Raw genomic sequence first — 24,503 nt, forward strand, 5'->3', positions numbered from 1 at the left:
CTCTGAGCAACACCCCGGTTGTCATTCATAGCCAGATCAGAGGTGAACATGTCCATCATTCAAACAACACGCGAGGACGCTTCCGGGCAGCAGGCAAGCCCGGATACAGATGTCCAAAATCAACTTGCCGAGCATGACAGGCGCCTGGAACGAACGCTGAGCCGCAAGCGTGCGCGTGCGATCCGTTATCTGGAACTGGCGCGCTGTTTCGGCAGCGGCAACTATGACAGGAACGCGTCGCGCGTGTTCACGATGCAATTCGTCTCGGAGCTGGAGCAGGAAAACGCACTGCGCCGTGCTTCGCGCAATCCGTGGCTGGAGAGCATGCTGTTGCCGCTTGCCAGCGATGGTGCCGATCATGCCGCGGCAAAGCGCGGCAATGTCCTGCCTTTCGGTCCGCAGATCGCGCCGATAAATGCCTCGGCGCCATCGACCTGAATATCTGTCACGTCATCTTCCTTACCGAATCGAGAACGTCATGAAACTCCAATATGTCCTGGGAACGCTGGCCGCCATCGGTGCGCTGGCCATCGCGATGAATCCTTTGCTGGTGGCAGCCGAAGCCAGTCCCGAACAATTCAGCCAGCAGCCGCAGATCAGTACGCTGGTGACGATCGCGGCGGCACCGTATAAATGGTAGGGCTGATGTAGCGACGCGGGAAGCAGCAAACCTAGAGAAGTAAAAATAAAAAACCGGCCGCAAGGCCGGGTTTCTACGAGGGGACGGAACCGTCGCTTACTGCAGGCGGATTTCGCCGTTGAAATCGACTTTCAGCTGGACACCTTCTATCTCCAGCGTGACCTTGGCAGGAAACGACTCGCCGCCACCGATGCGGCCGTCGGCAATCGCCTTCTGGACGGCCATTTCGATTTCCTTTTGCGAGCTGACGCCGACCATCTTCAGGAATTTGCGCATGCTGGTGTTGAATGCTTCTTCGTCCATGTGTTACCTCCGTTGCGTGATTGATGGAAGGATGCAAATTGATTCGTCTGCATGAACCATCATAGCGAATTCAGTTGTCCTGGCACAGTGGACAAAAAGCCCGGCGCGCTATGGCGATGCCGGGCTTTTTGATGTTGATGAAAATTTCGTCGATCGTCAGTGCTTCAGACCGGCCACTGTTCGCGGCGATAGGCCGAATCCCAGAACATCCATTCCAGCTGCGCAGCACGCGTATAGGCCTTGTGCATCTCGTTGCGCGTTTCCTCGCTGGCAGATGCGGCGACGCGATCGATGGTTGCGATCACGGCGCGCACGGCGGCATGAAACTCCTCGCCTGCATAGGTATCGATCCACGATTGGTAACGGTTGTTCGGCGCGGCGCGGCCGACGATATCGCTGCCGATTTCCGCGTAGATCCAGAAGCACGGCAGCAGGCTGGCCAGCACGACCGGATACGGCGCGCTCCAGGCGGTGGCCAGCAGATAGCTGGTGTAGTGATGGGTGGCGGGTGTCATCGGCGTGGCGGCGAAGACATCCGGCGTGACCTTGAACTGCTCCATGAAATCGGCATGCAGGCTGCGTTCGACGACGACGGCCATTTGCGCGCCGTTGGCGAATTGCACGATTTCAGCCGGAGAATCCGCCTTGGCGGCGGCGATCGACAGTGCCCGTCCGTAGGCGATCAGGTACAGCGCGTCCTGGATCATGTAGTGGCGGAAGCGTTCCTCGTCCAGCGTGCCGGCGGCAAGCTCCGTGTTGAACGGCATGGTGCGGATGGTTTCGTACAGGGCGGCGTTTTTCTGCCAGATTTCGGATGTGAAAGACATGTTGCTCCTCGGACGACGATGCAGCGCAGCCGCAGCGCGGCTGAAAAACTGCGGAGATGAAAACCGCAAAGCATAGGAAGAAAGCGGGCGCAGGTCAAAAGCTAAATCGCCGATTCTTGACCCGTGCCAATAAAAGGTGCGGAGAAGACCGAAGGAGCCGGCTGGATATTGCCTCGCTGGCCGTAAATAGCCGAGATGGGCCAAGGCGGAAAGAGTGCGATTACTCCTGCGTGGAGGACGATGGATACTTGCGCGCGTTCAGTACCAGCTTGTCGGCGATGGCAGCGTTCAGGTCCACGCCGAGCACCGAAGCCAGCCGTACCAGATAGAGGGCGACGTCGGCCAGTTCATGCCGCACGTGTTCCGCAGTGGCGGGATCCTGCGCGACGCGCCAGGATTCTTCCTCGGTGCGCCACTGGAAGATTTCCACCAGCTCACCGACCTCGCCGGTCAGCGCCATGGCAAGATTTTTTGGCGAATGGAATTGCCGCCAATTGCGGGCCTCGGCGAATTCGTCGAGCACGCGTTCCAGCGTCTTGGTATCGAGTAGCGGAGTAGTCATCGGGAAGAAAAGGCTGGAAAAAGAGCAGGATAGCCGGGCCATCATGATAATGCCACGCCGGAAAATGCATGCCGGCAAAGAACCATGGCAAATAAAAAACCGCTCCGAAGAGCGGCGGATTCCAGTCCGGGAGTGGACGCCTATTTAATGATGACCAGGCTGTCGACGTCGATCTCCGGGCTTTCCATGAAATCCTTTTCCACTTCGCCGTGCAGTTCGACCTTGGTCTTTTCGTCGATGCGTAGACCTGCCATGCGCTTGTTGTCGATATCCACGCGAACTTCGCCGGTACCATCGGAGAACAGATATTTCTCCTTGCTCACCTGTTTCGTCAGAAAGCCGCGCAGCACGACAGGTTGGTCGTCGACCGGATGCTTCAGCACGTCGGCCACCGTGGCATGCGCCGGCTGGCTGCCCGGGCCGGCGTATTGTGCGTGTGCCGCCTGCATGCAGACGAGGGTGGAAGCGGCCAACAGGATGGCGATGCAGCTCTTGCGATTCATGCGTTCTCCTTGAAAGAATGATTGATACGGCTGTAACAGGATCAATCAGGCGGCCTGTCGCAGTTTCTTGGCAACGTCCGACAACTGATAAGGCTTGTTGATGAACAGGAATCCATCCAGGTCCGCGTGCTCGGATTTCAATGCCGGCAATGCATAGCCGGATGCCAGGATGGTTTTCATGTGCGGATAGCGTTTGCGCACCAGCCGCGCCAGTTCGATGCCGCTCATGCCATTGGGCATCATCACGTCGCTGAAGAGGATGTCGATATCGCTGTTGCGCTCCAATACTTCCAGTGCGTCTTTCGCGCTGCCGGCGGTATGCACCACATAACCGATCGCGCGGAACAGTTCGGCGGCGACTTCCAGTAGATCGGCATCATCCTCGACGATCAGCACTTTTTCCAGCTGCTCTTCGTGTTCGTCATGCGCAATGGCCTTGCCGTCGACAATCGGCAGATACATGGCGAATTGCGTTCCCTGATCGAGAGTGCTGGCGACGACGATCTCGCCGCCGGATTGCGTGATGAAGCCGTAGACCTGGCTCAAGCCGAGACCGGTCCCTTTGCCGATTTCCTTCGTCGTGAAGAAAGGTTCGAAGACGCGGGCCATGACGTCGGATGTCATGCCGCAACCGGTATCGTTGACCATTATCTTCGTGTAGTGACCGGCAGGTAGCGTACCGATTTCCTGTTCTTTCAGCAGTACGCCAGAAGTGGCGATCGTGATGTTGCCGCCCTTCGGCATCGCATCGCGTGCATTGATGACGAGGTTCAACAGCGTGGTCTGGAAGCGCGTGGCATCGATCAGCGATGGCGGCAGGTTCTCCTGCAGTTTGATTTCGAAACGGATGGATGAATTGCCGGCGCGACGCAGCACCGACTCGAAGCCGGCGATCAGTTCGTTCAGGTCGCACTTCTTCGATTGCAGTGGCTGCTGGCGGGCGAATGCCAGCAGATGCTGCGTCAGTTCGGCACCGCGTTCGACGGCGCGGCGCATGCTGTCCAGTGTGCGGCTGTCGCCGCTACGCGGCTGCAGTTGCAGCATATCGATACCGCTCGAAATCACCCCGAGCAGGTTATTGAAATCGTGTGCGATGCCACCGGTCAGTTTGCCCAGCGCTTCCATTTTTTGCGACTGGAACAGTGCTGCATTGGCTTTTTGCAAGGCATCGGAAGCGGCGCGCTGTTCGGTGACGTCGCGTGTGACTTTGGCGAATCCGACCAGTGCGCCGTCTTCGCCGTGGATCGCATCGATGACGACATGCGCGCAGAAGTGCGAGCCGTCCTTGCGCACGCGCCAGCCTTCCTGCTCGTAGCGGCCTTCCTGACGGGCGATCTCCAATGCCCGCTCGGGAGTGCCTGCTTCCTGTTCCTCCGGGGTGTAGAAGCGGGAGAAATGCGTGCCGATGACTTCTTCGGCCGTGTAGCCCTTGATGTGCTGCGCGCCGGAATTCCAGTTCGTGATGATTCCGGATGCATCCAGCATGTAGATCGCGTAATCGGTGACGCCTTGCACCAGCAGGCTGAACTGCTGTTCGCTGCGGCGCAGCGCTTCGGCGGTAATGGCGCGTTCGGTGATGTCGCGTGTGACCTTGGCGAAGCCGATCAGTTCGTCATTGCGGAACACCGGATGGATGACGACGCTGGCCCAGAAACTGGTGCCGTCCTTGCGCCTGCGCCAGCCTTCGGATTCGTACCTTCCTTCCTGGAGGGCGGTGCGCAGCGCTTTTTCCGGCAGGCCGCTGGCGCGATCCTCCGGCATGTAGAAGCGCGAAAAATGCTGGCCGATGATTTCATGCGCCTCATAGCCCTTGAAGCGCTGTGCGCCGGCATTCCAGCTGACGACATGGCCGGACGGATCCAGCATGTAGATTGCGTAATCGCTGATGGCGGAAACCAGTGTGCGGAACCGTTCTTCGTCGTTGAAATTGTCGTTCGATGGAGGATTCTTCATTGTCCGTCTCGGATCGGCATCATCTGCAGGGTAAAGGATTGCCGCGCGTCAGACAATCTTCCGGAGGGTTTCTGTGTCTTCAGCGCATCTTCCTTATGGAATAGATGTGCCGGTCAGGTCGGTGCGATACCGAACCGAGACGGATATTCGAAACAGGCGATGATGCGCGATTCCGGTTCCATGTGTGGCGGCAAGCGTGATATGCGGTAGCGTGCAGACCTGATGGTTCAAGAATGGCAATGAAATATCCGTCAGTCTGCAGGGATAAAAGACGAACGAAAGACGATTCTTCCAGTGGAAACGGGAGAATTGGACAGGGAAAGAAAAACAAGAGGGAGGGTGGGGTGGCCGATGGGACTCGAACCCACGACGACAGGAATCACAATCCTGGACTCTACCAACTGAGCTACGGCCACCATTGCGATACAGCTTGCAAATTCCGCTGCAGATGCAACGAAGCTCGCTATTATACAAACTTCCCTTCCGGCTGGCAAACCAAATAAATTCGCCTGCGAGACGGCGCCGGCGGCCGATTTCAAGCAGTGACGGCGGTGATGAGCGGGGATTGCTTCAGCAGTACCGAAAACGCATGTTCCAGTTGCGTCTCGCTGCCGGTGGTGAACGCCTGCAGTGAACCCGGACGGGTTTCGAAGCGTTGAAGGCCACGCTGTTGCAACAGCCGTTCCAGCTGGCGCGATACGGCTTCGCCGGTGTCGATGATGGTAATCGGCTCAGCGCCTTCGCGCTGTGCAATGGCTTCGATCGCCGGTTGCACGAAAGGGTAGTGCGTGCAGCCCAGCGCGATCGTATCCGCGCCGCCACGCAGAATCGGCGTGACGTAACGTTCCAGCATGGCGATGGTTTCCGGTGTTTCCAGTTCGCCTTTCTCGATCTGCTCCACCAGGCCGACACAGGCTTGGGTCAGGAAGCGTACGCCGGTGGATGAAGTGATGTGATCACGCAGCGCGATGAAACGGCTGCTGGCCAGCGTACTTGCGGTTGCCAGTACGCCGCCGATACCGCTCTTGCTGAAGACGGCGGCTGGTTTCAGGCCGGGCTCGACGCCGACAACGATCAGTTCCGGATGGCGTTGACGCAATGCTTCGATCGCGGCTGCCGTTGCGGTGTTGCAGGCTACAACGATGGCCTTGACCTTCTTCTGCAGCAGGAAATCGGCAATTGCCAGCGTACGTTCAATGATCTGTTCATCGCTCTTGCCGCCGTATGGCGCATGGCTGGAATCGCAGAAGCACAGTAGATGTTCGGACGGCAGGCGTGCCTGCACGTGGCGCAGGACAGACAATGCGCCGACGCCGGAATCGAAGAGGCCGATCGGCGCTTCGGCCGCTTCCTGATCAGGGGTGGGAGAAAAACTCACGTCGTGCGGATCCGGTTCGAAGAAAACATCAATTGGCGGAAACCGGAATCTCGTTCAGGCGGATCTTCTCGATCTTGTCTTTCCATTCCTTCGGCCCGGTCGTGTGCACCGAGGTGCCGGTCGCATCGACGGCGACGGTCACCGGCATGTCCTTCACTTCGAATTCGTAGATTGCTTCCATGCCGAGATCGGCAAAGCCCAGCACTTTCGCGTTCTTGATCGCCTTCGACACCAGATACGCGGCACCGCCGACTGCCATCAGATAGGCCGATTGATGTTTCTTGATTGCCTCGATTGCCACCGGGCCGCGTTCGGCCTTGCCGATCATCGAGATCAGGCCGGTCTGCGACAGCATCATCTCGGTGAATTTGTCCATGCGCGTGGCCGTCGTCGGGCCAGCCGGGCCGACCACTTCGTCGCGCACCGGATCGACCGGGCCGACGTAATAGATCACGCGATTGGTGAAGTCGACCGGCAGCTGTTCGCCCTTCGCCAGCATGTCCTGGATGCGCTTGTGCGCGGCATCGCGGCCGGTCAGCATCTTGCCGTTCAGCAGCAGCGTCTGGCCAGGCTTCCACGAAGCGACTTCTTCCTTCGTCAGCGTATCGAGATTCACGCGCTTGGATTTTTCGGTATTCGGCATCCAGTTCACGTCCGGCCAGTCGGACAGCGAAGGCGGATCGAGATAGACCGGGCCGGAACCGTCCAGCACGAAATGCGCATGGCGCGTCGCTGCGCAGTTCGGGATCATGGCGACGGGTTTCGATGCCGCGTGCGTCGGATGCATCATGATCTTCACGTCCAGCACGGTGGTCAGGCCGCCCAAGCCTTGCGCGCCGATGCCGAGCGCATTGATCTTGTCGCACAGTTCGATGCGCAGTTCTTCGGTCTTGTTCTGAGGGCCGCGCTTGCGCAACTCGTACATATCGATGTCTTCCATCAGCGATTGCTTGGCCATCAGCATCGCGCGCTCGGCCGTGCCGCCGATGCCGATGCCGAGCATGCCCGGTGGGCACCAGCCGGCGCCCATCTGCGGCACGGTGTTGAGCACCCAGTCGATCAGCGAATCGGACGGATTCAGCATCGTGAATTTGGATTTGTTTTCCGAGCCGCCGCCCTTGGCCGCGACCTGCACGTCCACCGTATTGCCCGGCACCAGTTCCATGTGCACGACGGCCGGCGTGTTGTCCTTCGTGTTCTTGCGTTCGAACTGCGGATCGGCGACGACGGAGGCGCGCAGCGTGTTGTCCGGATGCAGATAGGCGCGGCGTACGCCTTCGTTGACGACATCGGTGATCGATTCGTTGCTGCCGAAACCGGCGAATTTCACATCCATGCCGATCTTCAGGAAGACGTTGACGATGCCGGTGTCCTGGCAGATCGGGCGGCGGCCTTCGGCGCACATGCGCGAGTTCGTCAGGATTTGTGCGATTGCATCCTTCGCTGCCGGGCTTTGTTCCGATTCATAGGCGCGCGCCAGATGCTGGATGTAATCCTGCGGATGGTAATAGCTGATGTATTGCAGCGCGGCGGCAACGGATTCGATCAGGTCTTCTTTCTGGATGGTAGTCATGGCGGTTTCGGCTAGAAGTGGACGGGCAGGAAAGGCAGATCAGCGAAATGTGTTCAAGATGATTTGTTCGGCGCCACTGATATGCGGGAGCGCGATCCGGAGGCGGCAGCATGGTGCAGGATCGGGCCGATATACAATGGCAGCTGCAGCCGGCGCGTCGCAAGGATGAAGCCTGCCAGCGGACGGATATGTGCGAAAAGGGTTGTTTTTTCGTGGTCTGCAGGGGATTTCATGAGGCGCGCAAAGGCAGTGCGAACAAATGGGATGTCCGCATTTTACACGGGCAACCATGCTTTCGCGGCAGTTCGCGCATGCGCCGGGCAGCGGTTTTCAATGAATTTTTTGCAGCGATTGCGGCAAGGTTTTGCTGTAAGTTGCGCAGTAAGTTTAGTGTAAGGCTTCAGTAAGCGGAAACGCTTATTGTGGTCGGCAAACAGGATACGGAACCGGAGGAGAACATGTCCGACATCGAGAGTTTCAAGCAGGAGCAGCGCGTTTTTGATCCGCCTGCCGATTTCGTCGCCAACGCGGCTATCAGCGGCATGGACGCTTATCGCGCAATGTGCGCGGAAGCGGAAGAAGATTATGAAGGTTTCTGGGCACGTCTGGCCCAGCAGAATATTCAATGGACCAAGCCGTTCACCAAGCGGCTCGATGCGTCCAACGCACCGTTCTACAAATGGTTCGAGGACGGCGAACTGAACGTCGCCACCAATTGCCTGGATCGCCACCTGACCAACGGCAATGCCGACAAGACCGCGCTGATCTTCGAATCCGACGATGCCAAGGTCAGCAGCGTCACGTATCGTGAACTGTACGAGCGTGTCTGCAAGTTTGCCAACGGCTTGAAATCGCTCGGTGTGCAGAAGGGCGATCGCGTCGTCATCTACATGCCGATGTCCATCGAAGGCATTTCCGCGATGCTGGCCTGCGCGCGCATCGGTGCCACGCACTCGGTCGTGTTCGGCGGCTTCTCCGCTAAATCGCTGCAGGAACGCATCATCGATGCCGGTGCAGTTGCCGTGCTGACTGCCGATTACCAGGTGCGCGGCGGCCGCCAGTTGCCGTTGAAGGCTATTGTCGACGAAGCGCTCGACATGGGCGGTTGCGACACAATCCGCAAGGTCATCGTCTATCAGCGTACGGGCGCGGACGTCAATTTCAACAAAGACCGCGATCTGTGGCTGCACGATCTGGTGGACGGACAGAAGGCCGAATGCGAACCGGTGCCGGTCGGTGCCGAGCATCCGCTGTTCATCCTCTACACGTCCGGTTCCACCGGCAAGCCGAAGGGTGTGCAGCATTCGTCCGGCGGTTATCTGTTGTGGTCGATGCTGACGATGAAATGGTCGTTCGACATCAAGCCGGAAGACATCTACTGGTGCACCGCCGATATCGGCTGGATCACCGGCCATACCTACGTAACCTATGGTCCGCTTGCTTGCGGCGCCACGCAGATCGTCTTCGAAGGTGTGCCGACTTATCCAAACGCCGGCCGTTTCTGGGACATGGTGCAGCGTCACAAGATCAGCATCTTCTACACCGCACCGACTGCAATCCGTTCGCTGATCAAGGCATCCGAAGCCGATCCGAAAACGCATCCGCGCGAATACGATCTCTCCAGCCTGCGCCTGCTCGGCTCCGTCGGCGAACCGATCAATCCGGAAGCCTGGATGTGGTACTACAAGAACGTCGGCGGCGAACGCTGCCCGATAGCTGATACCTTCTGGCAGACAGAAACCGGTGGTCACGTCATCACACCGCTACCGGGCGCGACGCCGATGGTGCCGGGCTCCTGTACGTTGCCGCTGCCGGGTATTGCCGCAGCGGTCGTCGATGATGCCGGCCACGATCTGCCGAACGGCAAGGGCGGCCTGCTCGTCATCAAGAAGCCGTGGCCATCGATGATCCGCAATATCTGGAACGATCCGGAACGCTTCACGAAGAGTTACTTCCCGCAGGAACTGGGCGGCACCACGTATCTGGCCGGCGACGGCGCGATCCGCAACGAGGAAACCGGCTACTTCACTATCACCGGCCGTATCGATGACGTGCTCAACATCTCCGGTCACCGTTTGGGTACAGCCGAGATCGAATCCGCACTCGTCGCCAACCCGATCGTGGCCGAAGCCGCCGTCGTCGGCAAGCCGGACGACACCACCGGCGAATCGATCTGCGCCTTCGTGGTCCTCAAGCGTACCCGCCCGGAAGGTGACGATGCCAAGGCCATTGCGAAGGAACTGCGCGAATGGGTCGCCAAGGAAATCAGCCCGATCGCACGCCCGCGTGAAATTCGTTTCGGCGATAACTTGCCGAAGACTCGCTCCGGCAAGATCATGCGCCGGCTGTTGCGTGTGATCGCGAAGGACGAGGAAATCACGCAGGATATTTCCACGCTGGAGAATCCGGCGATTCTGGAGCAGCTCAAGCAGGCGCAATAAGCGCGACAAGGCGAACCAATACAGCGAATTTAGTAAAGCCTGTTCAGAAAAAGCCGCCGTTCGATACGGCGGCTTTTTTATTGGTCATTGGCGTTGTGTGATAACCGGGTTGGGATGGCGTTAGATTTTCGTTATAATTCTCGACTTCGCCGTATTCATCGGTGAATCCGAATCAGGAAAGACGGATGTCGTAGGTAATCGCCTATCGGTATGCATCCTCCCTCCATCAAGAAAGGCCTCCAATTGGGGAGGCCTTTTTCACTTTTAAAACGATAATGTTTTGGGCGAGCTGCGTTTCGCACCATTTATCAAGAGCAAGGAAGGTCAATGATGAAATATCAGCAGCCACAACAATTTCTGGATACCGTTGTCGCGCGCAATCCGGGGCAACCGGAATTCCTGCAGGCGGTCGGCGAAGTGATCGGAAGCGTCTGGTCCTACATCGAGCAACATCCGCAATATGCGGAACATGGTTTGCTCGATCGTCTGGTGGAGCCGGAGCGCGTGATCATGTTCCGCGTGTCGTGGGTGGACGACCATGGTGAAGTGCAGGTGAATCGCGGCTACCGCATTCAGCATAATTCGGCGATCGGTCCGTACAAGGGCGGCATTCGTTTTCATCCATCGGTGAACTTGTCGATCCTGAAATTCCTGGGCTTCGAACAGACATTCAAGAATTCCCTGACGACGCTACCGATGGGCGGCGGCAAGGGCGGTGCCGACTTCGATCCGAAAGGCAAGAGCCCGGGTGAGGTCATGCGTTTTTGCCAGGCATTCATCAGCGAACTGTTTCGCCATATCGGCTCGGATACCGACATCCCTGCCGGCGATATCGGCGTGGGCCGTCGCGAAGTCGGCTATATGGCCGGCATGATGAAAAAACTGTCGAATCGTTCCGATTGCGTGTTTACCGGCAAAGGCCTGAGCTTTGGCGGCTCGCTAATCCGTCCTGAAGCCACCGGATACGGTACCGTCTACTTTGCCGAGGAAATGCTGAAGAAAACCGGCCGCTCGCTGCAAGGCATGCGTGTCTCCGTTTCAGGTTCGGGCAATGTTGCACAATATGCGGTCGAAAAAGCCATACAACTGGGCGCCAAGGTCGTTACCGTTTCCGATTCGAGCGGCACGGTCGTGGACGAAGACGGCTTTTCGCCGGAAAAACTGGCAATCCTGATGGAAGTGAAAAACCATCTCTATGGTCGCGTGAACCAGTATGCCGAACGCGTCGGTGCCAAATTCGTTGCAGGCGCCAATCCCTGGCACGTGCCTGTGGAGGTGGCGCTGCCATGCGCGACTCAGAACGAATTGCATGGCGAGGATGCGAAAACGCTGATCAAGAATGGTGTCATCTGCGTCGCGGAAGGCGCGAACATGCCTTCTACCATAGAAGCCGTCGAAGCCTTCGAACATGCCGGCGTTCTGTATGCGCCGGGGAAGGCCAGCAACGCCGGCGGCGTCGCCACTTCCGGCCTGGAGATGACGCAGAATGCGATGCGTCTGTCGTGGACGCGCGAAGAAGTGGATGCCCGTCTGCTGGAAATCATGCAGGGCATTCATCGTTCCTGCGTTGAATACGGTACCGATGCTTCGGGGCGTGTGAATTATGTCAACGGTGCCAATATCGCTGGCTTCGTCAAGGTGGCGGATGCCATGCTGGCGCAAGGCGTTATTTGAGGATGGGCTTTCTTGTCTCTTTGCAGGGAAATTTCGTATTTTGCCAAGCGGGTTTAGCGTTTCTCTAAACTTTTGCTATAATCCACGGCTTCGCCAAATCCATCGGCGAACCGAATCAGGAGAGATGGATGAGTGGTTTAAGTCGCACGCCTGGAAAGCGTGTATAGGTTCATAGCCTATCGGGGGTTCGAATCCCCCTCTCTCCGCCAGAAATGCAAAAGCCCGCAATGTGCGGGCTTTTTGTTTTGTGTGGACGTTCCGACGTTCCGATGTGGCGATAGGGTCAATTACGAATCGGCTTCTGATCGGTCATCATTTAAATCGATGAGACATGCGCGAGCGATGACCGGATTTCAGTTAACGACGGCGATAGCCGCCGGTCGATGGAGCGGGGCCGCGTTTTTCGATATGACGGAAGGTAACGCGCCCTTTGCTGAGATCGTACGGGGACATTTCGATAGAGACTTTGTCTCCGGCGAGGATGCGGATATGATTTTTCTTCATCTTGCCGGATGTGTAGGCAATCAGTTGATGTCCGTTTTCGAGATTGACGCGAAAACGCGAGTCGGGCAGTACTTCAGCGACAAGCCCCATCATTTCAAGCATTTCTTCTTTGGCCATGGCGTTTCCCAATGTTGGATACTGCATCTGTGGTCAGTGTCGGGCCGGTTTGCAAACCGTTCCTTCCGTCGACGTTAAAGCAGAATGCAGATAATGTTTAAAACCTTGCCCGACTTGAAAACACAGGCATGGCGCGAGGATGGCCACGTATCAGCGCGTTAGCTGCGCCGGATGGTGCGGAAACAAACTACAGGCGGTCGGCAGACGAGATGCGAGTAATGTGTGCCGAATAAGTGGAGAAACCGGATCCTGCAATTCCGATTCTAGTGACGAAAGCATTTACTGTCAGTCCGACACTATACCAGAGTTGGTGGATGCTTGTTTCAGCCGGTGCCACCAATGCTTCGCGATCCGATAAATATCCTCAGGGCATGCGGGAAAGTTACGTCGGATGCGGTTGGCTCACAAATGTGCTGGACGTCAATACCAGCGGCTTGTTAGGTACTCCGGCGGCAACCAGTCGTCGCGCCACACCGCTGATCCTGTTTTCAAAGGCGAGGAATACTTCTATCGTATCGATGCTGGTGTCGGTATTGGCTAATGCCGTCAATTGCTTCAGCGCCTCTTTCTTGATCAGGCATTCGTGCTTGATTGAATCGACTATTACGGTAAAAAGAACGCCGTCGTTAGTCTTGCGCGGTGCGGATTGATGCTGGTTCATGATGCATTCCTGTCGTGTTTTTGTATTACAAGCAGATGTGCGAACGCGTAGCAGTCTGGTAGGGCGTCTTGAAACCTCGGGGGGAAGAGGCATAAAAAAAACGCTGCGGGAATCTGAACCAGATCACCAGTTGGTGAAAATATTTGTCAACTTCAGTATGGCGCGCGACCTCATAAAAGAGATGAATGCCTTGCGCCTATCAAATCCCACCGGACCACAATTGGTAAAGGGCAGTATAGGCGCAATGCGGACGATGGATGCTTTTCTTTTGGCACTATCAGTTACTTATATTTATCTGAATAATGCGATGTCGTCGTATTTTTTGACGAGTGCTCCTGATTTCAAGACGGTGCTAGCTTTTTTCAGGATGAGACGTATCAGTAGGATGTGTTGACTGAAACTGCTACGAAAACATGTTCAGACGGTCATTCCAGCTGCATTCATTACCAGCCGGAGCAGCAGCGCGATCACGCCGAGCGCGAGCACGCTGCCAGCCCATATTGCTGCCATCCACCCCAGCCTTTTCCACACCGAAGAGGGTGCGGGTGTTCCCGATTGCGTTCGCATCAGTGATATCCCTCTCCAGGTTTGATCTTGCCGCGAAATACATAGTAGGACCACACCGTGTACATGAGAATGACCGGGATGATCAGCAGTGCGCCGACCATCGTAAAACCCTGGCTTTGCGGCGGTGACGACGCTTGCCATATGTCGATCGATGGCGGAACGATGTTGGGAAACAGGCTGATGCCTAATCCGCTGTACGAGAGAAAGACCAGGATCAGCGTCAGTACAAAGGGCATCAGGTGGGCACCGTTTCTGATCGATCGCAGCAGCATCCAGGAACAGACTGCGACCAGCAGCGGCACTGGGGCAAACCAGAAGATGTTCGGAAAGCTGAACCAGCGCGCAGCGATTCGTGCATCGTTCAGCGGAGTCCAGATACTGATGATGGCAATGGTCGCCAGCAACGCCCACACCAGCCAACGTGTAATCGCATAGGCACGGCGCTGCAGCGCGTGTTCGGTACGCCAGATCAGCCAGGTGCTGCCCAGCAGCGCAAACGCAATCAGCAGGCCGCAGCCGGTGAAGATCGAGAATGGAGAAATCCAGTCGAACGCACCGCCTGCGAAGACATTGTTTTCCACTGGAATGCCCTGAATGTAGGCGCCGAGGATCATGCCCTGAAAGAAGGTGGCAGCAATCGAGCCGCCGATGAATGCCTTGTCCCAGAAATGCCGTTCGTGCTCCAACGCCTTGAACCGGAATTCGAATGCCACGCCGCGAAAGATCAGGCCCAGCAGCATCAGGATGATCGGCAGATAGAAGGCCGACAGGATCACCGAATACGCAACCGGGAATGCGGCCAGCAGGCCGGCGCCGCCGAGCACCAGCCATGTCTCGTTACCGTCCCATACCGGCGCCACGGTATTCATCATCGCGTCGCGCTCTTCCTTCTCCTTGAAGAACGGATACAGGATGCCGAGGCCGAGATCGAAGCCATCCATCACCACATACATCATGATGCCGAACAGGATGATGATGGCCCAAATGAGGGGAAGATCGATACCCATCGTTTAGCTCCTCTGCGAAAGGGAATGTGCGCCGGGTTTGGCGGCAGCAGCGGCGGATAGCGGACGCATCTGCTGTTGATGCTGGCCGGGGCCGCCGCCTTCCGGCTCGTCGCTTTCATTCGGTCTGGGGCCGACGCGCACCAGACGCATCAGGTAACCGATGCCGGTACCGAAGACGGCGAAATAGACGATGACGAACAGCACCAGCGTCAGGCCGAGCTGATCGGCGCTGTGGCGCGATACCGAATCGGCTGTGCGCAATACGCCGTAGACAGTCCATGGTTGTCGCCCGATCTCGGTCGTGTACCAGCCGGCGAGGATGGCGATCAGGCCCGCTGGCCCCATCAGCACCGCGCAACGCAAGAACGTGCGGTTGCGCCACAAACTGCCACGCCGATACAGGAGCATGCCGATGATGCCGAGCAGGATCATGCAAATGCCCAGGCCGACCATGACACGGAAGGTCCAGAATACGATGGTCGAATTGGGGCGATCTTCTTTGGCGAAATCCTTCAGACCGGGAATTTCACCATCCCATTCGTGAGCCAGAATCAGGCCGCCGAGCCGCGGTATTTCGATGGCGAAGCGCGTTTCTTCACGCTGCATGTCGGGCAGGCCGAACAGAATCAGCGATGTGCCGGGATGGCCATCGTCTTGCCAGTGGCCTTCGATCGCGGCAATCTTGGCCGGCTGATGTTTCAGCGTGTTGAGGCCGTGGGCATCGCCGATGATTGCCTGTATCGGCGCGACGATGGCGATCATCAGCAAGCCCATGACGACCATTTTTCGAATGGCCGGATTATCGTTGCCGCGCAGCAGATGCCAGGCACCCGATGCGACGACGAACAGTGCGGTCGCAAGAAAAGCGGCGACGCTCATGTGCATCAGGCGATACGGAAACGATGGATTGAAGATGACCTGCAGCCAGTCGGTCGGCACGACGCGGCCGTCGACGATGTCGTAGCCTTGCGGCGTGTGCATCCAGCTGTTCGACGCGATGATCCAGGTAGTGGAAATCAAGGTGCCGACGGCGACGGCGGCGGTTGAGAAGAAGTGCAGTTTTTCGCCGACGCGGTGCCAGCCGAACAGCATCACGCCGAGAAAACCTGCTTCGAGAAAGAAAGCCGTCAGTACCTCATATGCGAGCAACGGCCCGGTGATCGAGCCGGCAAAGTCGGAAAAATAGCTCCAGTTGGTGCCGAACTGATAAGCCATCACGATGCCGGATACGACCCCCATGCCGAAGTTGACCGCGAAGATTTGTAACCAGAAGTGATAGAGATCGCGATACACCTGGTTGCGCGTGCGCAGCCAGCATGCTTCCAGTACGGTCAGATAGCTCGCCAGCCCGATCGTGATGGCGGGAAAGATGATGTGGAAAGAAATGGTGAATCCGAACTGGATTCGTGCAAGCTCAAGAGCAGACAGGCCGAACATGATGCGTCCTTTGATGACACCTCGTTGGAAAACCTGAAACTCATTCTAGGCAGCAAAACACATAATGTGTAGTGGGCATAAAGCCCTAGGACATATGGTCCTGGGTCAATTCGACTCAGATGTTTCTCGTCGGCATGTATTCTTGCGTTCAGCGGTATTTCGGCGCTTTACACTTTGTTGCGATTCAGAAAAACGGAGGAGGAACTCCCCATGTTGCATGGGCCTCGAAATGACAAGATGAATCTCATCGGTTCGATTCATTAGTTCGATACAAAGGAGTCATCGTGAGCAGTTTTCCTATGCGTCTGATACGCATTGCCTTGGCACTCTGCTTGATGGCATCCGCATCGGCATGGTCGCAAACCTATGTCAACCTTTCCATTACATCGGCACCGCCGCCGTTGCCGGTTTATGTGCAGCCGCCGATTCCGGACAACGGTTATATCTGGCAGCCGGGTTACTGGGCCTACGAGGATGGCGATTATTACTGGGTGCCGGGTACATGGGTGTTGCCGCCTTCGGTTGGACTGTTCTGGACGCCCGGCTACTGGTCATGGCGTAACGGCCTCTACGTTTTCTATCCCGGCTACTGGGGACCGCAGGTCGGTTTCTATGGCGGCATCAATTACGGCTACGGTTATACCGGTTCCGGCTATCACGGCGGTTACTGGCGGCATAATGTCTTCTATTACAACCGTTCCATCAACAACTTCGGCAATCGCCGTATCACGCACGTCTACAACAAGACAGTGATCAACAAGGTTACCGTCAACCGCATCAGTTACAACGGCGGACGCGGTGGCATTGCCAGGAGGCCGAGTGAACGCGAGCGCAATTATGCGCGCCAGAAACACGTCGCACCGACGCAGGCGCAATTGCAGCATGCGCGCGAAGCATATGGTAATCACGAGCAGCGCGCCTCTTTCAATCGCGGCAAACCGCCGATTGCCGCGACGGACAGGCCGGGACAGCTTCGTGGCAATGGTGCTGTTTCGTCGCGCGATGCTGGTAGACAGGATCGTTCGCGTGACGAGATGCGCAGCAATGATGGACGTCGTCCGGAGAGCCGGGCAAGCGATTCGCATCGTTTGTCCAGCACAGGTTCGCAAACAGGCTTTGCACGCGACAATACGCAACGACAGATCGATCGCACGCAGCAACAGCAAAGAGAGCAACTGCAGCGTCAGCAACGCGAGCAGCAATGGCAACAACAGCAGCAGCGCGATCAGCAGGTACGTAGTGCGCAACAGCGGCAGGGGCAGGAGCAACGCGAACGGCAGATGCGTCAGAACCAGCAACTGCAGCATCAGCGTGAGCAGAATGTGCAGCGTGAACGGCAGCAGGAACAGATGCGTCGCTCGCAACAACAGGTGCAACAGCGCGAACAGCAGCAAGTCCGTCAGATGCAGCAGCAACGTATGGAACAGTCGAGGCAGCAGGGCCAGCATCGTGGTCAGCAAGGCGGAGGACGAGACGATCGCCGACGGGAATGACATTGACTTTGCCGCTTGCCAAAAACAAACTCCCGCGATTGCGGGAGTTTTTGCATGGAACGTCGGCTGTTGAATTGGCGCGGAACGTTTGCCGGGTTAGGGCGGCATCGGCCATGTCATGGATTGCGTGTCGGCTGCACTAGCGAAAAAACATTTTGCGAGGCGGCATTTTCTTCCTGCAAGCGTTCAATTTCCGCCATCAGTTTCAGCAGTTTTTCGATCCATGGATAACGTGCATAGCGTTTGGCGCGATTGCTTTCTTCCAAACGTTTGACGACATCCGGCGACAGGATGCGCGGCTTCTTGCTGCAGACTCCCCCCTGTTTCTGCGCACGTTTCCCCAAATAGTCGAAGGCGCATTGCCGCTTGTATTCGGCCAGAATTTCGAGATCGGCAAGCTCATGGGTTTCTGAATACATGTCGACAGTGCGGGTGAGGTAGGCTTGCCAATCGCCTTCGCGGATGACTGGCGAGCTAAGGAAAGTAGTTAGGCCATTACCCGAATCGATGGCCGGAAGAGCGGAATCCATGACGGTGGACATAATGACCTCCTGTCTTTTTAGGAAACATTGCGCGGTTGCATGAAAGAAGACTTCTCATTCAGCATCCACTCTACAGATGATGAGATACCGAAAAACAATTGGATAAAAATACTTGGAAGTGGCGTATCACAATGTGCGTGAAGACACATAAAGCGGCTTTTTCCCATAAATATGGGAGATGCGATGGAGTGACTAATGATATTTCTTGGAAGAAGTAACAATCGTGACAGAATTTAATGATTCAAAGCATCTTTTTTTGATATGGATCGGGTTATTTACGACTAAACTACGGGCCTTATTTGAGGAGATGAAAAATGAAAAAGATCGTTTCAATTTTTTTTGCTCTGCTGTTTGCCAATGCCGCGATGGCGGCTTCCCTGGAAGATGATGTCAAGCAGTACGTCGCAATATTCTCCACAGAAAGTGCAGTACAACCTGAGGTCCTGGAATCCTTCGCATGGATGGGAATTTCTGATCCACGCGTTTTTGATTTGATCGAGCAACGCGTATTGCGTGGTGCGGACCAGGCACCCAAAAACAAGACGAAGAAAAACGAGATTGCGCTAAGCATGCGTGCACTGGGATTTTCGGGGCAATCGAAATATGCGAATACGTTGAACAAGTACGTGTCCGATCGTACTTATGCACGCTATGCTAAGACTGCGCTGAAGGAGATGCCTGATTATCAAAAGTGGAATGCCGTCATTTCCAATCGGGCGACGTTCGATCCTCGTTATAGCGACGATGCCAATCGCATTCTCAATATGCTGCACTCCGACGATTTCATGTTGAAGCGGATCGGTGCAAAACGGGTTTATTTCAGCAACAAGGATGACGTGTTGCTCGAGACGCTGGTGAGCGAGATTCGCGCCACTTACGGAAAAACGAATATCGACTCGGAAACCAGCGATGCCATTGCGTGGATGGTGAAGGCGCTGGCCAGCACCGGACAGGAACGTTATCAACCGTTTTTCCAGGAAGTGCTCGAAAAGAGCAGCGACCAGAAGGTAAAACGCTATGCGGAACGTGCATTTGATCGTTGATAAGTTGTTTTGGCATGACTGAAGAGTTGCAATGAAATCCCCTATCGCATTTGGTATTCAGGAGCCCTATGTTCCTGAGACGATGTTCGGCAAATGGTTTTTGAAGACGAACACATGGTCTGTACATGTTCTTGATCGTGCATTGAATGATCTGGAACGCTTGATTCCGGAACGGCAAGGCAGTTATGCCGTTGTGGCGGATGTGGGATGCGGTTGGGGATATTCGCTTTCCAAACTGAACGAACGGTTCAAGCCGGAAAAGCTGATCGGCATGGATATCGATCAGGAGGTGCTGGAATCTACAGCCAGACAGAATGCCGGTTTAGCTGACAAGATGGAACTCATCTGCTGTTCCAGTTCTGCTCTCAATCTTGAGGACAACAGTGTCGATCTGTTGTTTTGTCATCAGACTTTTCATCATTTGATTCATCAGGACCGGGCAATAGGCGAATTCTTTCGCGTTTTGAAACCGGGAGGCATATTGTTGTTCGCGGAATCCACGCGTCGTTATATTCATTCATGGATAATTAGGCTGTTGTTCCGCCATCCCATGGATGTGCAGAAGACGGCACCCGAATATCTGAGTTTAATCCGCGAGGCAGGCTTTGCTGTGGGACAGGAGTCCATTTCCTACCCATATCTGTGGTGGAGCAGAGAGGATCTGGGCATCATGGAAAGGTGGTTTGGCGTCCGCCCGCCGGTAGAGCGTGAAGAAACCCTGATTAATCTGGTGGCGGTAAAGCCAATTTAATGCCGGGGACTAAGGTCTCCCCGGTACGCGTGGAGTGGTAAGTCGGCTATGCCAAGCATTGCTTATAATGGCGCCGCTTTTGGATGGGTTGGCTGCATGGAGAGATTTCCAGGCGGCAATCGGGGTGGATAAGTATGTCGTCGTGCAAGGTCAGTTTTTCTATCATGCGCCATGCGGCTTGGGCGCCAGGAGTGACGACACCGGAGGCATGGTCGTCCTGGGCAGACCATCCCCATGCAATGACGCAAGGGGATGAGCCTGCCTTGCGTCAGATGCCGGCAATGCTGCGCCGTCGTGCGGGCATGCCTGGCAAGATGGCACTGGAAGTCGCATACCAATGCCTGGATGCGCAGGATGCCGATACTCCGGTCGTTTTCTGTTCTCGCCATGGGGAGGTTGCCCGTGCGGTGAAATTGTTGGCGGATCTTGTCAGGCATGATCCGCTTTCGCCGACAGAATTCGGATTGGCGGTCCATAACGCAAGCGCGGGCCTGTTTTCCATTGCGCGCACCGATCGGGAAAACCATATTGCGCTTGCGGCCGGCGCCAGCACGGTCGAGCATGGCGTGATCGAGGCATGCGGCTTGCTCGCGGATGGCGCGTCCAAGGTATTGCTGGTGGTCTATGACAGTGCGCTTCCGGCAGAATTTTCCCGGTTCGAGGATTGCAGAGAACAGCCGCATGCGTGGGCATGGTTGATGGGGCCGGCATCCGATTCGCCCATCCATTTGCAGTGGCATGGAACAAATGCACGCGCGACGGAAAATGCAACGGCGCCGGATTGCATGCCGCCCAGTCTGAAAGTATGGCGGTTTTATATGCGGGGAGATGCGTCGATGGAGCGGGTGACGCAGCAGCATCATTGGCATTGGACACGTGATGCTTGAGCGGGCCTGGCTTTATTGGCGTGTTGTGGCTACCGGATTCAGTTTTCTTGTTTTCGGCATTGGCGGCCTGATGCTGAGAGCCATCGTTTTCCCCCTGCTGAATATGGTTGTGTGGAAACGGGATGCGCAGATATCGATTGCACGTACAACGATACGGCTGGCATTCAGAAGCTTTATCGGTTTAATGAACGGGCTGGGAGTGCTGCGTTACGAAATTATCGGTTTGCGACGACTGGAGCGGACGGGTTTGCTGATCCTGGCCAACCATCCGACATTGATCGATACGGTTTTTCTGATGGCCTTTGTCCGGAATGCGGATTGCATCGTCAAAGGGCGTCTTTGGAAAAACCCGTTTACCCGAGGCCCCGTGCAAGCTGCCGGTTACATCAACAACGATGCGGGCGAAGCATTGATCGCGGATTGCATCGCCTCGTTGTTAAAGGGAAACAATCTCATTATTTTTCCGGAGGGAACGCGTACTCCGCCTGATGGTGACATTCAGTTGAAACGTGGGGCGGCGAATATTGCGGTACGTGGGGTGCGCGATGTCACGCCAGTGGTAATCAATTGTCAACCATTGACGCTGGGAAAAGGTGAAAAATGGTGGCAAGTGCCGAAGGAAAGGGCATGTTTTCGTATTGAAGTGCAAGAAGACATTGTGATCGATCGGTTTATCGATAATGATGCGAGCGAGGCAATGGCGGCACGCCGATTGACGAATTATTTGCAAAGCTATTTTACGGAGGAAGTCCGACGTGCTTGAACAGGATGTAAAAGAGATGATCATCGATGTGCTGCAACTGGAAGATATCAGTGCGGCCGACATTGAGACCGATGCGCCTTTGTTTGGCGAAGGATTGGGGCTCGATTCCATCGACGCGCTCGAATTGGGTGTCGCACTGCAAAAACGATACGGTATTTCCCTGTCGGCGGAATCGGAAGATACGCGCCGGCATTTTGCCTCTGTACGTACATTGGCCGCGTTGATCGAGCATCACGGAAAGAAGGAAGTGTAGAGAAGTAAGTAAAGAGAGGAAGAAATGGTTGTCATCAACACGATGAGTAGAGACGAGCTGTATGGATGGATCGTCAATCTGCTGACAGAGATGTTCGAATTGGACAAGGAAAAGATTTCGATCGATTCCAATTTGTATGCGGATCTCGATATCGACAGTATCGATGCCGTCGATCTGGTGGTCAAACTCAAACAGATGACGGGAAAGCGCCTTCAACCAGAAGTGTTCAAGAATATTCGAACCATTGGTGATGTCGTCGATGCGTTATCCGGTCTGTCGCAGGAGCAAACGGTATAAACCGCTCGGCCTTGAACATTGTGACGATCGGCCTGACTGCGCTGTATCCGATTGTCATTTGGCTCTTCCATGGACGGCTGGAGCCACGCTGGCTGGCCTGTTTGCTGCTGCTGGCGGCGGCGTTGCGCCTGCACCTGCTGAAAATCAGCCGTAGCGCACGCTGGCTGGCCGGTATCGCGATTCTTCTGGCGGTTGTTGCCATCGGTTCCAATGCGCTGTTGCCATTGAAAATGTATCCGGTTCTGATAAACGGCGTGATGCTGGCGGTATTTTCTTACAGCCTGATCTCGCCGCCATCGATCATCGAGAGAATTGCACGTTTGCGCGATCCCGCCTTTCCGGATGCGGCCGTACGTTATACCCGCCGGGTTACGGTAGTGTGGTGCGTCTTCTTTGTCGTCAATGGTGCGATTGCGCTTTATACTGCCTTGTGGTCTTCGGAAGAAGTCTGGTCGTTGTACAACGGTGTCATTGCGTATGTGCTGATGGGTTTGCTGTTCGGAATCGAATTCCTGTTCCGTATTCATTTCAAGCGTTTGCACGATGTCTGATTCGTTGTTCGGCTTGTATCAAGCGATCGCGGCACGTTCGCCGGATTTCGTCGTGGGATGGCGAGGCGAAGAAAAAATATTGCGAGATACCTTTCTGCATCGCGTTCATGCGTGGAATGCATTGCTGTCCCGTGTGAATGGGCAGAATTTTGCGCTATATCTGGAAGACAGTATCGAATTCGGCGCAGCATTGCTTGGTTGCTGGCATGCCGGGAAGACCGTCTGGCTGACGGCGGACAGGCTCGATGCAAGCTGTCGGGCCATGTCATGCCGCGTAGATGGCTTTCTCGGTGAATTTCCTGCGAAATGGCAACCTCTTTCTCCTTGTGAAGGGGATGTCGAAAATGCAGGGGAGCAGACAATTCTCTCGCCCGATTTCCCTGCGCTGGTTGTACATACGTCAGGCACGACCGGTGCTGCGCAGGCAATTCCCAAGCGCCTTGCCCAGTTGGCGAATGAAGTGGCCATGCTGGAGAGCCTCTTCGGTGCACGAATGCGAGATGCCGCAATCATTGCGACCGTCTCGCACCATCATATTTATGGTTTGCTGTTCAAGGTGCTATGGCCGCTGCTGGCAGGGCGCAGCGTGCATGCGCGTCTCCATAGTGTTCCCGAGGAGTTGCTGTACGCCATGACGCGTCAGCCTTGTGTCCTGATTGCCAGTCCGGCGTATTTGAAAAGGATGCCGGACCATCTGGCATGGAGGGAAAACGTGTCGCTACGCGCGATATTCTCGTCGGGCGGTCCTTTGCCAGCGGAGACGAGCCTGACGATCACCGGGCTGCTGGGTGTTGCGCCGATCGAGATTTACGGCAGTTCGGAGACTGGGGGAATTGCATGGCGCCAGCGTTGTGGTGACGGAGACGATGGATGGACGCCATTTCCCAATCTGCAGTGGCGTATCGAGGCAGCAGAAGGTTTGCTGGAGGTGCGTTCTCCTCATTTGGCCGATATGGATTGGTATCGCCTGTCGGATCGCGCGCAAATTCAGACGGATCGCTTTCTGCTGCAAGGTAGGAGCGATCGCATCGTCAAGATCGAGGAAAAACGCATTTCCCTGGACGCCATTGAATCCGGGCTGATGCGCTCCAGCCTGGTATCCGAAGTGCGCGTTCTGCCTTGTGATGATGCGCCTGAAAGGCGGCAGAAACTGGCGGCATTCGTGGTGTTGTCCGATAGAGGCCAGGCCTTGCTGAAAGCATCGGGGAAGCGGGCAGTCAATATGCAATTGCAGGATCACCTGGTCGATGCGATAGATCCGGTGGCCTGGCCGCGGCGTTGGCGATATTTCGATTGCATGCCGACCGATTCCCAGGGGAAGACCACGTTTTCGATGTTGATGGCTTCCTTGAACGAAAAACCGGATAGGCCGGACTGGCAACTGCTCAAGCAGGATGCCGTGCAGGTGGAACTGCAGGCAATCATCGATCCAGCGCTGTCATGTTTCGAGGGACATTTTCCGGATGCGCCGATATTGCCGGGTGTCGTGCAACTGGACTGGGCTATCGAGAAAGGGCGTCGATATTTCGATCTACCGCCCTGTTTTCGGGGCGTTCGTATGCTCAAGTTTCAAAAGGTCATTCAGCCGGGCAATAAGGTGACGTTGGAATTGGTCCACGACAGGCAGAAAGACAGCCTGAATTTTCGCTATTTTGCAGAGCAAGAGCAGTATGCCAGCGGCCGTATTCTTTTTGCCGCCGAAGGCGCTTCATCAGATATCTGATTTTCCCATGTCGAACAGAATCTCTTTTCCGGCAAGGCAGCGGTTGCCCATTG

At 55.9% G+C, this 24,503-nt stretch carries 26 protein-coding genes and 2 tRNA genes; 14 read left to right on the forward strand and 14 right to left on the reverse strand.

All coding sequences use genetic code 11. From position 1 onward, the window contains the following. The first annotated feature begins 48 nt into the window (after positions 1–48). Positions 49–438, forward strand: coding sequence for a hypothetical protein (locus IEV40_RS07290; protein WP_188420332.1), 390 nt, complete (start codon positions 49–51; stop codon positions 436–438). A gap of 40 nt (positions 439–478) precedes the next feature. Then, entirely contained in the window at positions 479–640 is a 162-nt protein-coding gene (locus IEV40_RS07295) for a hypothetical protein (RefSeq protein WP_188420333.1), read from the forward strand. Positions 641–736: 96 nt separating this feature from the next. Here IEV40_RS07295 and IEV40_RS07300 read toward each other — a convergent pair whose 3' ends face one another. The 8 genes from IEV40_RS07300 to IEV40_RS07335 form a co-directional block, all read right to left on the reverse strand. Further along, positions 737–943, reverse strand: coding sequence for a DUF6494 family protein (locus IEV40_RS07300; protein WP_188420334.1), 207 nt, complete (start codon positions 941–943; stop codon positions 737–739). 164 nt (positions 944–1,107) lie between these two features. Continuing rightward, on the reverse strand, positions 1,108–1,770 hold the full coding sequence (gene tenA / locus IEV40_RS07305) for a thiaminase II (protein ID WP_188420335.1): 663 nt from the start codon (positions 1,768–1,770) through the stop codon (positions 1,108–1,110). Between the two features lie 220 nt (positions 1,771–1,990). Beyond that, a complete protein-coding gene (locus IEV40_RS07310; protein WP_188420336.1) occupies positions 1,991–2,332 on the reverse strand; it encodes a nucleotide pyrophosphohydrolase in 342 nt (113 codons plus the stop codon). Between the two features lie 140 nt (positions 2,333–2,472). Further along, positions 2,473–2,835, reverse strand: coding sequence for a NirD/YgiW/YdeI family stress tolerance protein (locus IEV40_RS07315; RefSeq protein WP_188420337.1), 363 nt, complete (start codon positions 2,833–2,835; stop codon positions 2,473–2,475). A gap of 45 nt (positions 2,836–2,880) precedes the next feature. Continuing rightward, entirely contained in the window at positions 2,881–4,788 is a 1,908-nt protein-coding gene (locus IEV40_RS07320) for a hybrid sensor histidine kinase/response regulator (protein WP_188420338.1), read from the reverse strand. Positions 4,789–5,128: 340 nt separating this feature from the next. Further along, positions 5,129–5,204, reverse strand: a tRNA-His gene (locus tag IEV40_RS07325). Between the two features lie 119 nt (positions 5,205–5,323). Then, positions 5,324–6,166 carry a glutamate racemase gene (gene murI, locus IEV40_RS07330; RefSeq protein ID WP_188420339.1) on the reverse strand — a complete coding sequence of 281 codons (843 nt, stop codon included), beginning with the start codon at positions 6,164–6,166 and terminating at the stop codon, positions 5,324–5,326. Positions 6,167–6,194: 28 nt separating this feature from the next. Then, positions 6,195–7,739: a fumarate hydratase gene (locus IEV40_RS07335; RefSeq protein WP_188420340.1), complete on the reverse strand. Its 1,545-nt coding sequence runs from the start codon at positions 7,737–7,739 to the stop codon at positions 6,195–6,197. A 458-nt stretch (positions 7,740–8,197) separates the two neighbouring features. On the opposite strand from IEV40_RS07335, the gene acs reads away from it, so the two are divergent. The 3 genes from acs to IEV40_RS07350 all read left to right on the forward strand — a co-directional run bounded on the left by acs (position 8,198) and on the right by IEV40_RS07350 (position 12,063). Next, positions 8,198–10,180 carry an acetate--CoA ligase gene (gene acs / locus IEV40_RS07340; RefSeq protein ID WP_188420341.1) on the forward strand — a complete coding sequence of 661 codons (1,983 nt, stop codon included), beginning with the start codon at positions 8,198–8,200 and terminating at the stop codon, positions 10,178–10,180. A gap of 330 nt (positions 10,181–10,510) precedes the next feature. After that, a complete protein-coding gene (gene gdhA, locus IEV40_RS07345; protein WP_188421118.1) occupies positions 10,511–11,854 on the forward strand; it encodes an NADP-specific glutamate dehydrogenase in 1,344 nt (447 codons plus the stop codon). 118 nt (positions 11,855–11,972) lie between these two features. Beyond that, positions 11,973–12,063, forward strand: a tRNA-Ser gene (locus tag IEV40_RS07350). A 148-nt stretch (positions 12,064–12,211) separates the two neighbouring features. Here the strand turns inward: IEV40_RS07350 and infA are convergent. The 5 genes from infA to IEV40_RS07375 all read right to left on the reverse strand — a co-directional run bounded on the left by infA (position 12,212) and on the right by IEV40_RS07375 (position 16,147). Beyond that, on the reverse strand, positions 12,212–12,475 hold the full coding sequence (gene infA / locus IEV40_RS07355; protein WP_188420342.1) for a translation initiation factor IF-1: 264 nt from the start codon (positions 12,473–12,475) through the stop codon (positions 12,212–12,214). 382 nt (positions 12,476–12,857) lie between these two features. Next, positions 12,858–13,136 carry a DUF1488 family protein gene (locus tag IEV40_RS07360; protein WP_188420343.1) on the reverse strand — a complete coding sequence of 93 codons (279 nt, stop codon included), beginning with the start codon at positions 13,134–13,136 and terminating at the stop codon, positions 12,858–12,860. Between the two features lie 417 nt (positions 13,137–13,553). Then, on the reverse strand, positions 13,554–13,703 hold the full coding sequence (locus tag IEV40_RS07365; protein ID WP_188420344.1) for a DUF2474 domain-containing protein: 150 nt from the start codon (positions 13,701–13,703) through the stop codon (positions 13,554–13,556). Next, the gene (gene cydB, locus IEV40_RS07370) at positions 13,703–14,710 is read right to left on the reverse strand and encodes a cytochrome d ubiquinol oxidase subunit II (protein WP_188420345.1); all 1,008 of its coding nucleotides are present in this window, start codon (positions 14,708–14,710) and stop codon (positions 13,703–13,705) included. Before cydB ends, IEV40_RS07365 begins: the two co-directional genes overlap by 1 nt. A gap of 3 nt (positions 14,711–14,713) precedes the next feature. Next, positions 14,714–16,147: a cytochrome ubiquinol oxidase subunit I gene (locus tag IEV40_RS07375; protein WP_188420346.1), complete on the reverse strand. Its 1,434-nt coding sequence runs from the start codon at positions 16,145–16,147 to the stop codon at positions 14,714–14,716. 284 nt (positions 16,148–16,431) lie between these two features. On the opposite strand from IEV40_RS07375, the gene IEV40_RS07380 reads away from it, so the two are divergent. After that, positions 16,432–17,640 carry a YXWGXW repeat-containing protein gene (locus IEV40_RS07380; protein ID WP_229724013.1) on the forward strand — a complete coding sequence of 403 codons (1,209 nt, stop codon included), beginning with the start codon at positions 16,432–16,434 and terminating at the stop codon, positions 17,638–17,640. 116 nt (positions 17,641–17,756) lie between these two features. On the opposite strand, the gene IEV40_RS07385 is transcribed toward IEV40_RS07380, so the two are convergent. Next, the gene (locus IEV40_RS07385) at positions 17,757–18,182 is read right to left on the reverse strand and encodes a hypothetical protein (RefSeq protein WP_188420347.1); all 426 of its coding nucleotides are present in this window, start codon (positions 18,180–18,182) and stop codon (positions 17,757–17,759) included. A gap of 314 nt (positions 18,183–18,496) precedes the next feature. On the opposite strand from IEV40_RS07385, the gene IEV40_RS07390 reads away from it, so the two are divergent. The 8 genes from IEV40_RS07390 (at position 18,497) to IEV40_RS07425 (ending at position 24,450) form a co-directional block, all read left to right on the forward strand. Beyond that, positions 18,497–19,225 carry a hypothetical protein gene (locus IEV40_RS07390; RefSeq protein ID WP_188420348.1) on the forward strand — a complete coding sequence of 243 codons (729 nt, stop codon included), beginning with the start codon at positions 18,497–18,499 and terminating at the stop codon, positions 19,223–19,225. A 31-nt stretch (positions 19,226–19,256) separates the two neighbouring features. Then, positions 19,257–19,976, forward strand: a complete 720-nt coding sequence (locus tag IEV40_RS07395) for a class I SAM-dependent methyltransferase (protein ID WP_188420349.1) — start codon at positions 19,257–19,259, stop codon at positions 19,974–19,976. A 239-nt stretch (positions 19,977–20,215) separates the two neighbouring features. Continuing rightward, positions 20,216–20,863 (forward strand): beta-ketoacyl synthase chain length factor, encoded by a 648-nt coding sequence (locus IEV40_RS07400; RefSeq protein WP_371870048.1) that lies wholly within the window; start codon positions 20,216–20,218, stop codon positions 20,861–20,863. Further along, positions 20,856–21,626 (forward strand): lysophospholipid acyltransferase family protein, encoded by a 771-nt coding sequence (locus IEV40_RS07405; RefSeq protein WP_188420351.1) that lies wholly within the window; start codon positions 20,856–20,858, stop codon positions 21,624–21,626. The genes IEV40_RS07400 and IEV40_RS07405 overlap by 8 nt, the downstream gene beginning before the upstream one ends. Further along, complete coding sequence (locus IEV40_RS07410) at positions 21,619–21,879, forward strand: phosphopantetheine-binding protein (RefSeq protein WP_188420352.1); 261 nt, start codon at positions 21,619–21,621, stop codon at positions 21,877–21,879. Before IEV40_RS07405 ends, IEV40_RS07410 begins: the two co-directional genes overlap by 8 nt. A 24-nt stretch (positions 21,880–21,903) precedes the next feature. After that, on the forward strand, positions 21,904–22,176 hold the full coding sequence (locus IEV40_RS07415; protein ID WP_229724014.1) for an acyl carrier protein: 273 nt from the start codon (positions 21,904–21,906) through the stop codon (positions 22,174–22,176). An 11-nt stretch (positions 22,177–22,187) separates the two neighbouring features. Continuing rightward, entirely contained in the window at positions 22,188–22,727 is a 540-nt protein-coding gene (locus IEV40_RS07420) for a COG4648 family protein (RefSeq protein ID WP_188420353.1), read from the forward strand. Then, positions 22,720–24,450 (forward strand): ApeI family dehydratase, encoded by a 1,731-nt coding sequence (locus IEV40_RS07425; protein ID WP_188420354.1) that lies wholly within the window; start codon positions 22,720–22,722, stop codon positions 24,448–24,450. The genes IEV40_RS07420 and IEV40_RS07425 overlap by 8 nt, the downstream gene beginning before the upstream one ends. Positions 24,451–24,503 lie beyond the last annotated feature (53 nt).

The sequence above is a fragment of the Oxalicibacterium solurbis genome (assembly GCF_014635845.1).
GTDB classification, from domain to species: domain Bacteria; phylum Pseudomonadota; class Gammaproteobacteria; order Burkholderiales; family Burkholderiaceae_D; genus Oxalicibacterium; species Oxalicibacterium solurbis.

What these genes read in the sequence shown, in the direction of transcription:
- IEV40_RS07310 (WP_188420336.1), bottom strand. Translation starts at nt 2,332, where the DNA reads ATGACTACTCCGCTACTCGATACCAAGACGCTGGAACGCGTGCTCGAC.
- IEV40_RS07365 (WP_188420344.1), bottom strand. Translation starts at nt 13,703, where the DNA reads ATGCGAACGCAATCGGGAACACCCGCACCCTCTTCGGTGTGGAAAAGG.
- gdhA (WP_188421118.1), top strand. Translation starts at nt 10,511, where the DNA reads ATGAAATATCAGCAGCCACAACAATTTCTGGATACCGTTGTCGCGCGC.
- IEV40_RS07375 (WP_188420346.1), bottom strand. Translation starts at nt 16,147, where the DNA reads ATGTTCGGCCTGTCTGCTCTTGAGCTTGCACGAATCCAGTTCGGATTC.
- IEV40_RS07385 (WP_188420347.1), bottom strand. Translation starts at nt 18,182, where the DNA reads ATGTCCACCGTCATGGATTCCGCTCTTCCGGCCATCGATTCGGGTAAT.
- IEV40_RS07395 (WP_188420349.1), top strand. Translation starts at nt 19,257, where the DNA reads ATGAAATCCCCTATCGCATTTGGTATTCAGGAGCCCTATGTTCCTGAG.
- IEV40_RS07295 (WP_188420333.1), top strand. Translation starts at nt 479, where the DNA reads ATGAAACTCCAATATGTCCTGGGAACGCTGGCCGCCATCGGTGCGCTG.
- cydB (WP_188420345.1), bottom strand. Translation starts at nt 14,710, where the DNA reads ATGGGTATCGATCTTCCCCTCATTTGGGCCATCATCATCCTGTTCGGC.
- IEV40_RS07425 (WP_188420354.1), top strand. Translation starts at nt 22,720, where the DNA reads ATGTCTGATTCGTTGTTCGGCTTGTATCAAGCGATCGCGGCACGTTCG.
- IEV40_RS07390 (WP_188420348.1), top strand. Translation starts at nt 18,497, where the DNA reads ATGAAAAAGATCGTTTCAATTTTTTTTGCTCTGCTGTTTGCCAATGCC.
- IEV40_RS07360 (WP_188420343.1), bottom strand. Translation starts at nt 13,136, where the DNA reads ATGAACCAGCATCAATCCGCACCGCGCAAGACTAACGACGGCGTTCTT.
- IEV40_RS07405 (WP_188420351.1), top strand. Translation starts at nt 20,856, where the DNA reads ATGCTTGAGCGGGCCTGGCTTTATTGGCGTGTTGTGGCTACCGGATTC.
- IEV40_RS07290 (WP_188420332.1), top strand. Translation starts at nt 49, where the DNA reads ATGTCCATCATTCAAACAACACGCGAGGACGCTTCCGGGCAGCAGGCA.
- IEV40_RS07320 (WP_188420338.1), bottom strand. Translation starts at nt 4,788, where the DNA reads ATGAAGAATCCTCCATCGAACGACAATTTCAACGACGAAGAACGGTTC.
- IEV40_RS07335 (WP_188420340.1), bottom strand. Translation starts at nt 7,739, where the DNA reads ATGACTACCATCCAGAAAGAAGACCTGATCGAATCCGTTGCCGCCGCG.
- IEV40_RS07415 (WP_229724014.1), top strand. Translation starts at nt 21,904, where the DNA reads ATGGTTGTCATCAACACGATGAGTAGAGACGAGCTGTATGGATGGATC.
- IEV40_RS07315 (WP_188420337.1), bottom strand. Translation starts at nt 2,835, where the DNA reads ATGAATCGCAAGAGCTGCATCGCCATCCTGTTGGCCGCTTCCACCCTC.
- tenA (WP_188420335.1), bottom strand. Translation starts at nt 1,770, where the DNA reads ATGTCTTTCACATCCGAAATCTGGCAGAAAAACGCCGCCCTGTACGAA.
- acs (WP_188420341.1), top strand. Translation starts at nt 8,198, where the DNA reads ATGTCCGACATCGAGAGTTTCAAGCAGGAGCAGCGCGTTTTTGATCCG.
- IEV40_RS07300 (WP_188420334.1), bottom strand. Translation starts at nt 943, where the DNA reads ATGGACGAAGAAGCATTCAACACCAGCATGCGCAAATTCCTGAAGATG.
- infA (WP_188420342.1), bottom strand. Translation starts at nt 12,475, where the DNA reads ATGGCCAAAGAAGAAATGCTTGAAATGATGGGGCTTGTCGCTGAAGTA.
- IEV40_RS07400 (WP_371870048.1), top strand. Translation starts at nt 20,216, where the DNA reads ATGACGCAAGGGGATGAGCCTGCCTTGCGTCAGATGCCGGCAATGCTG.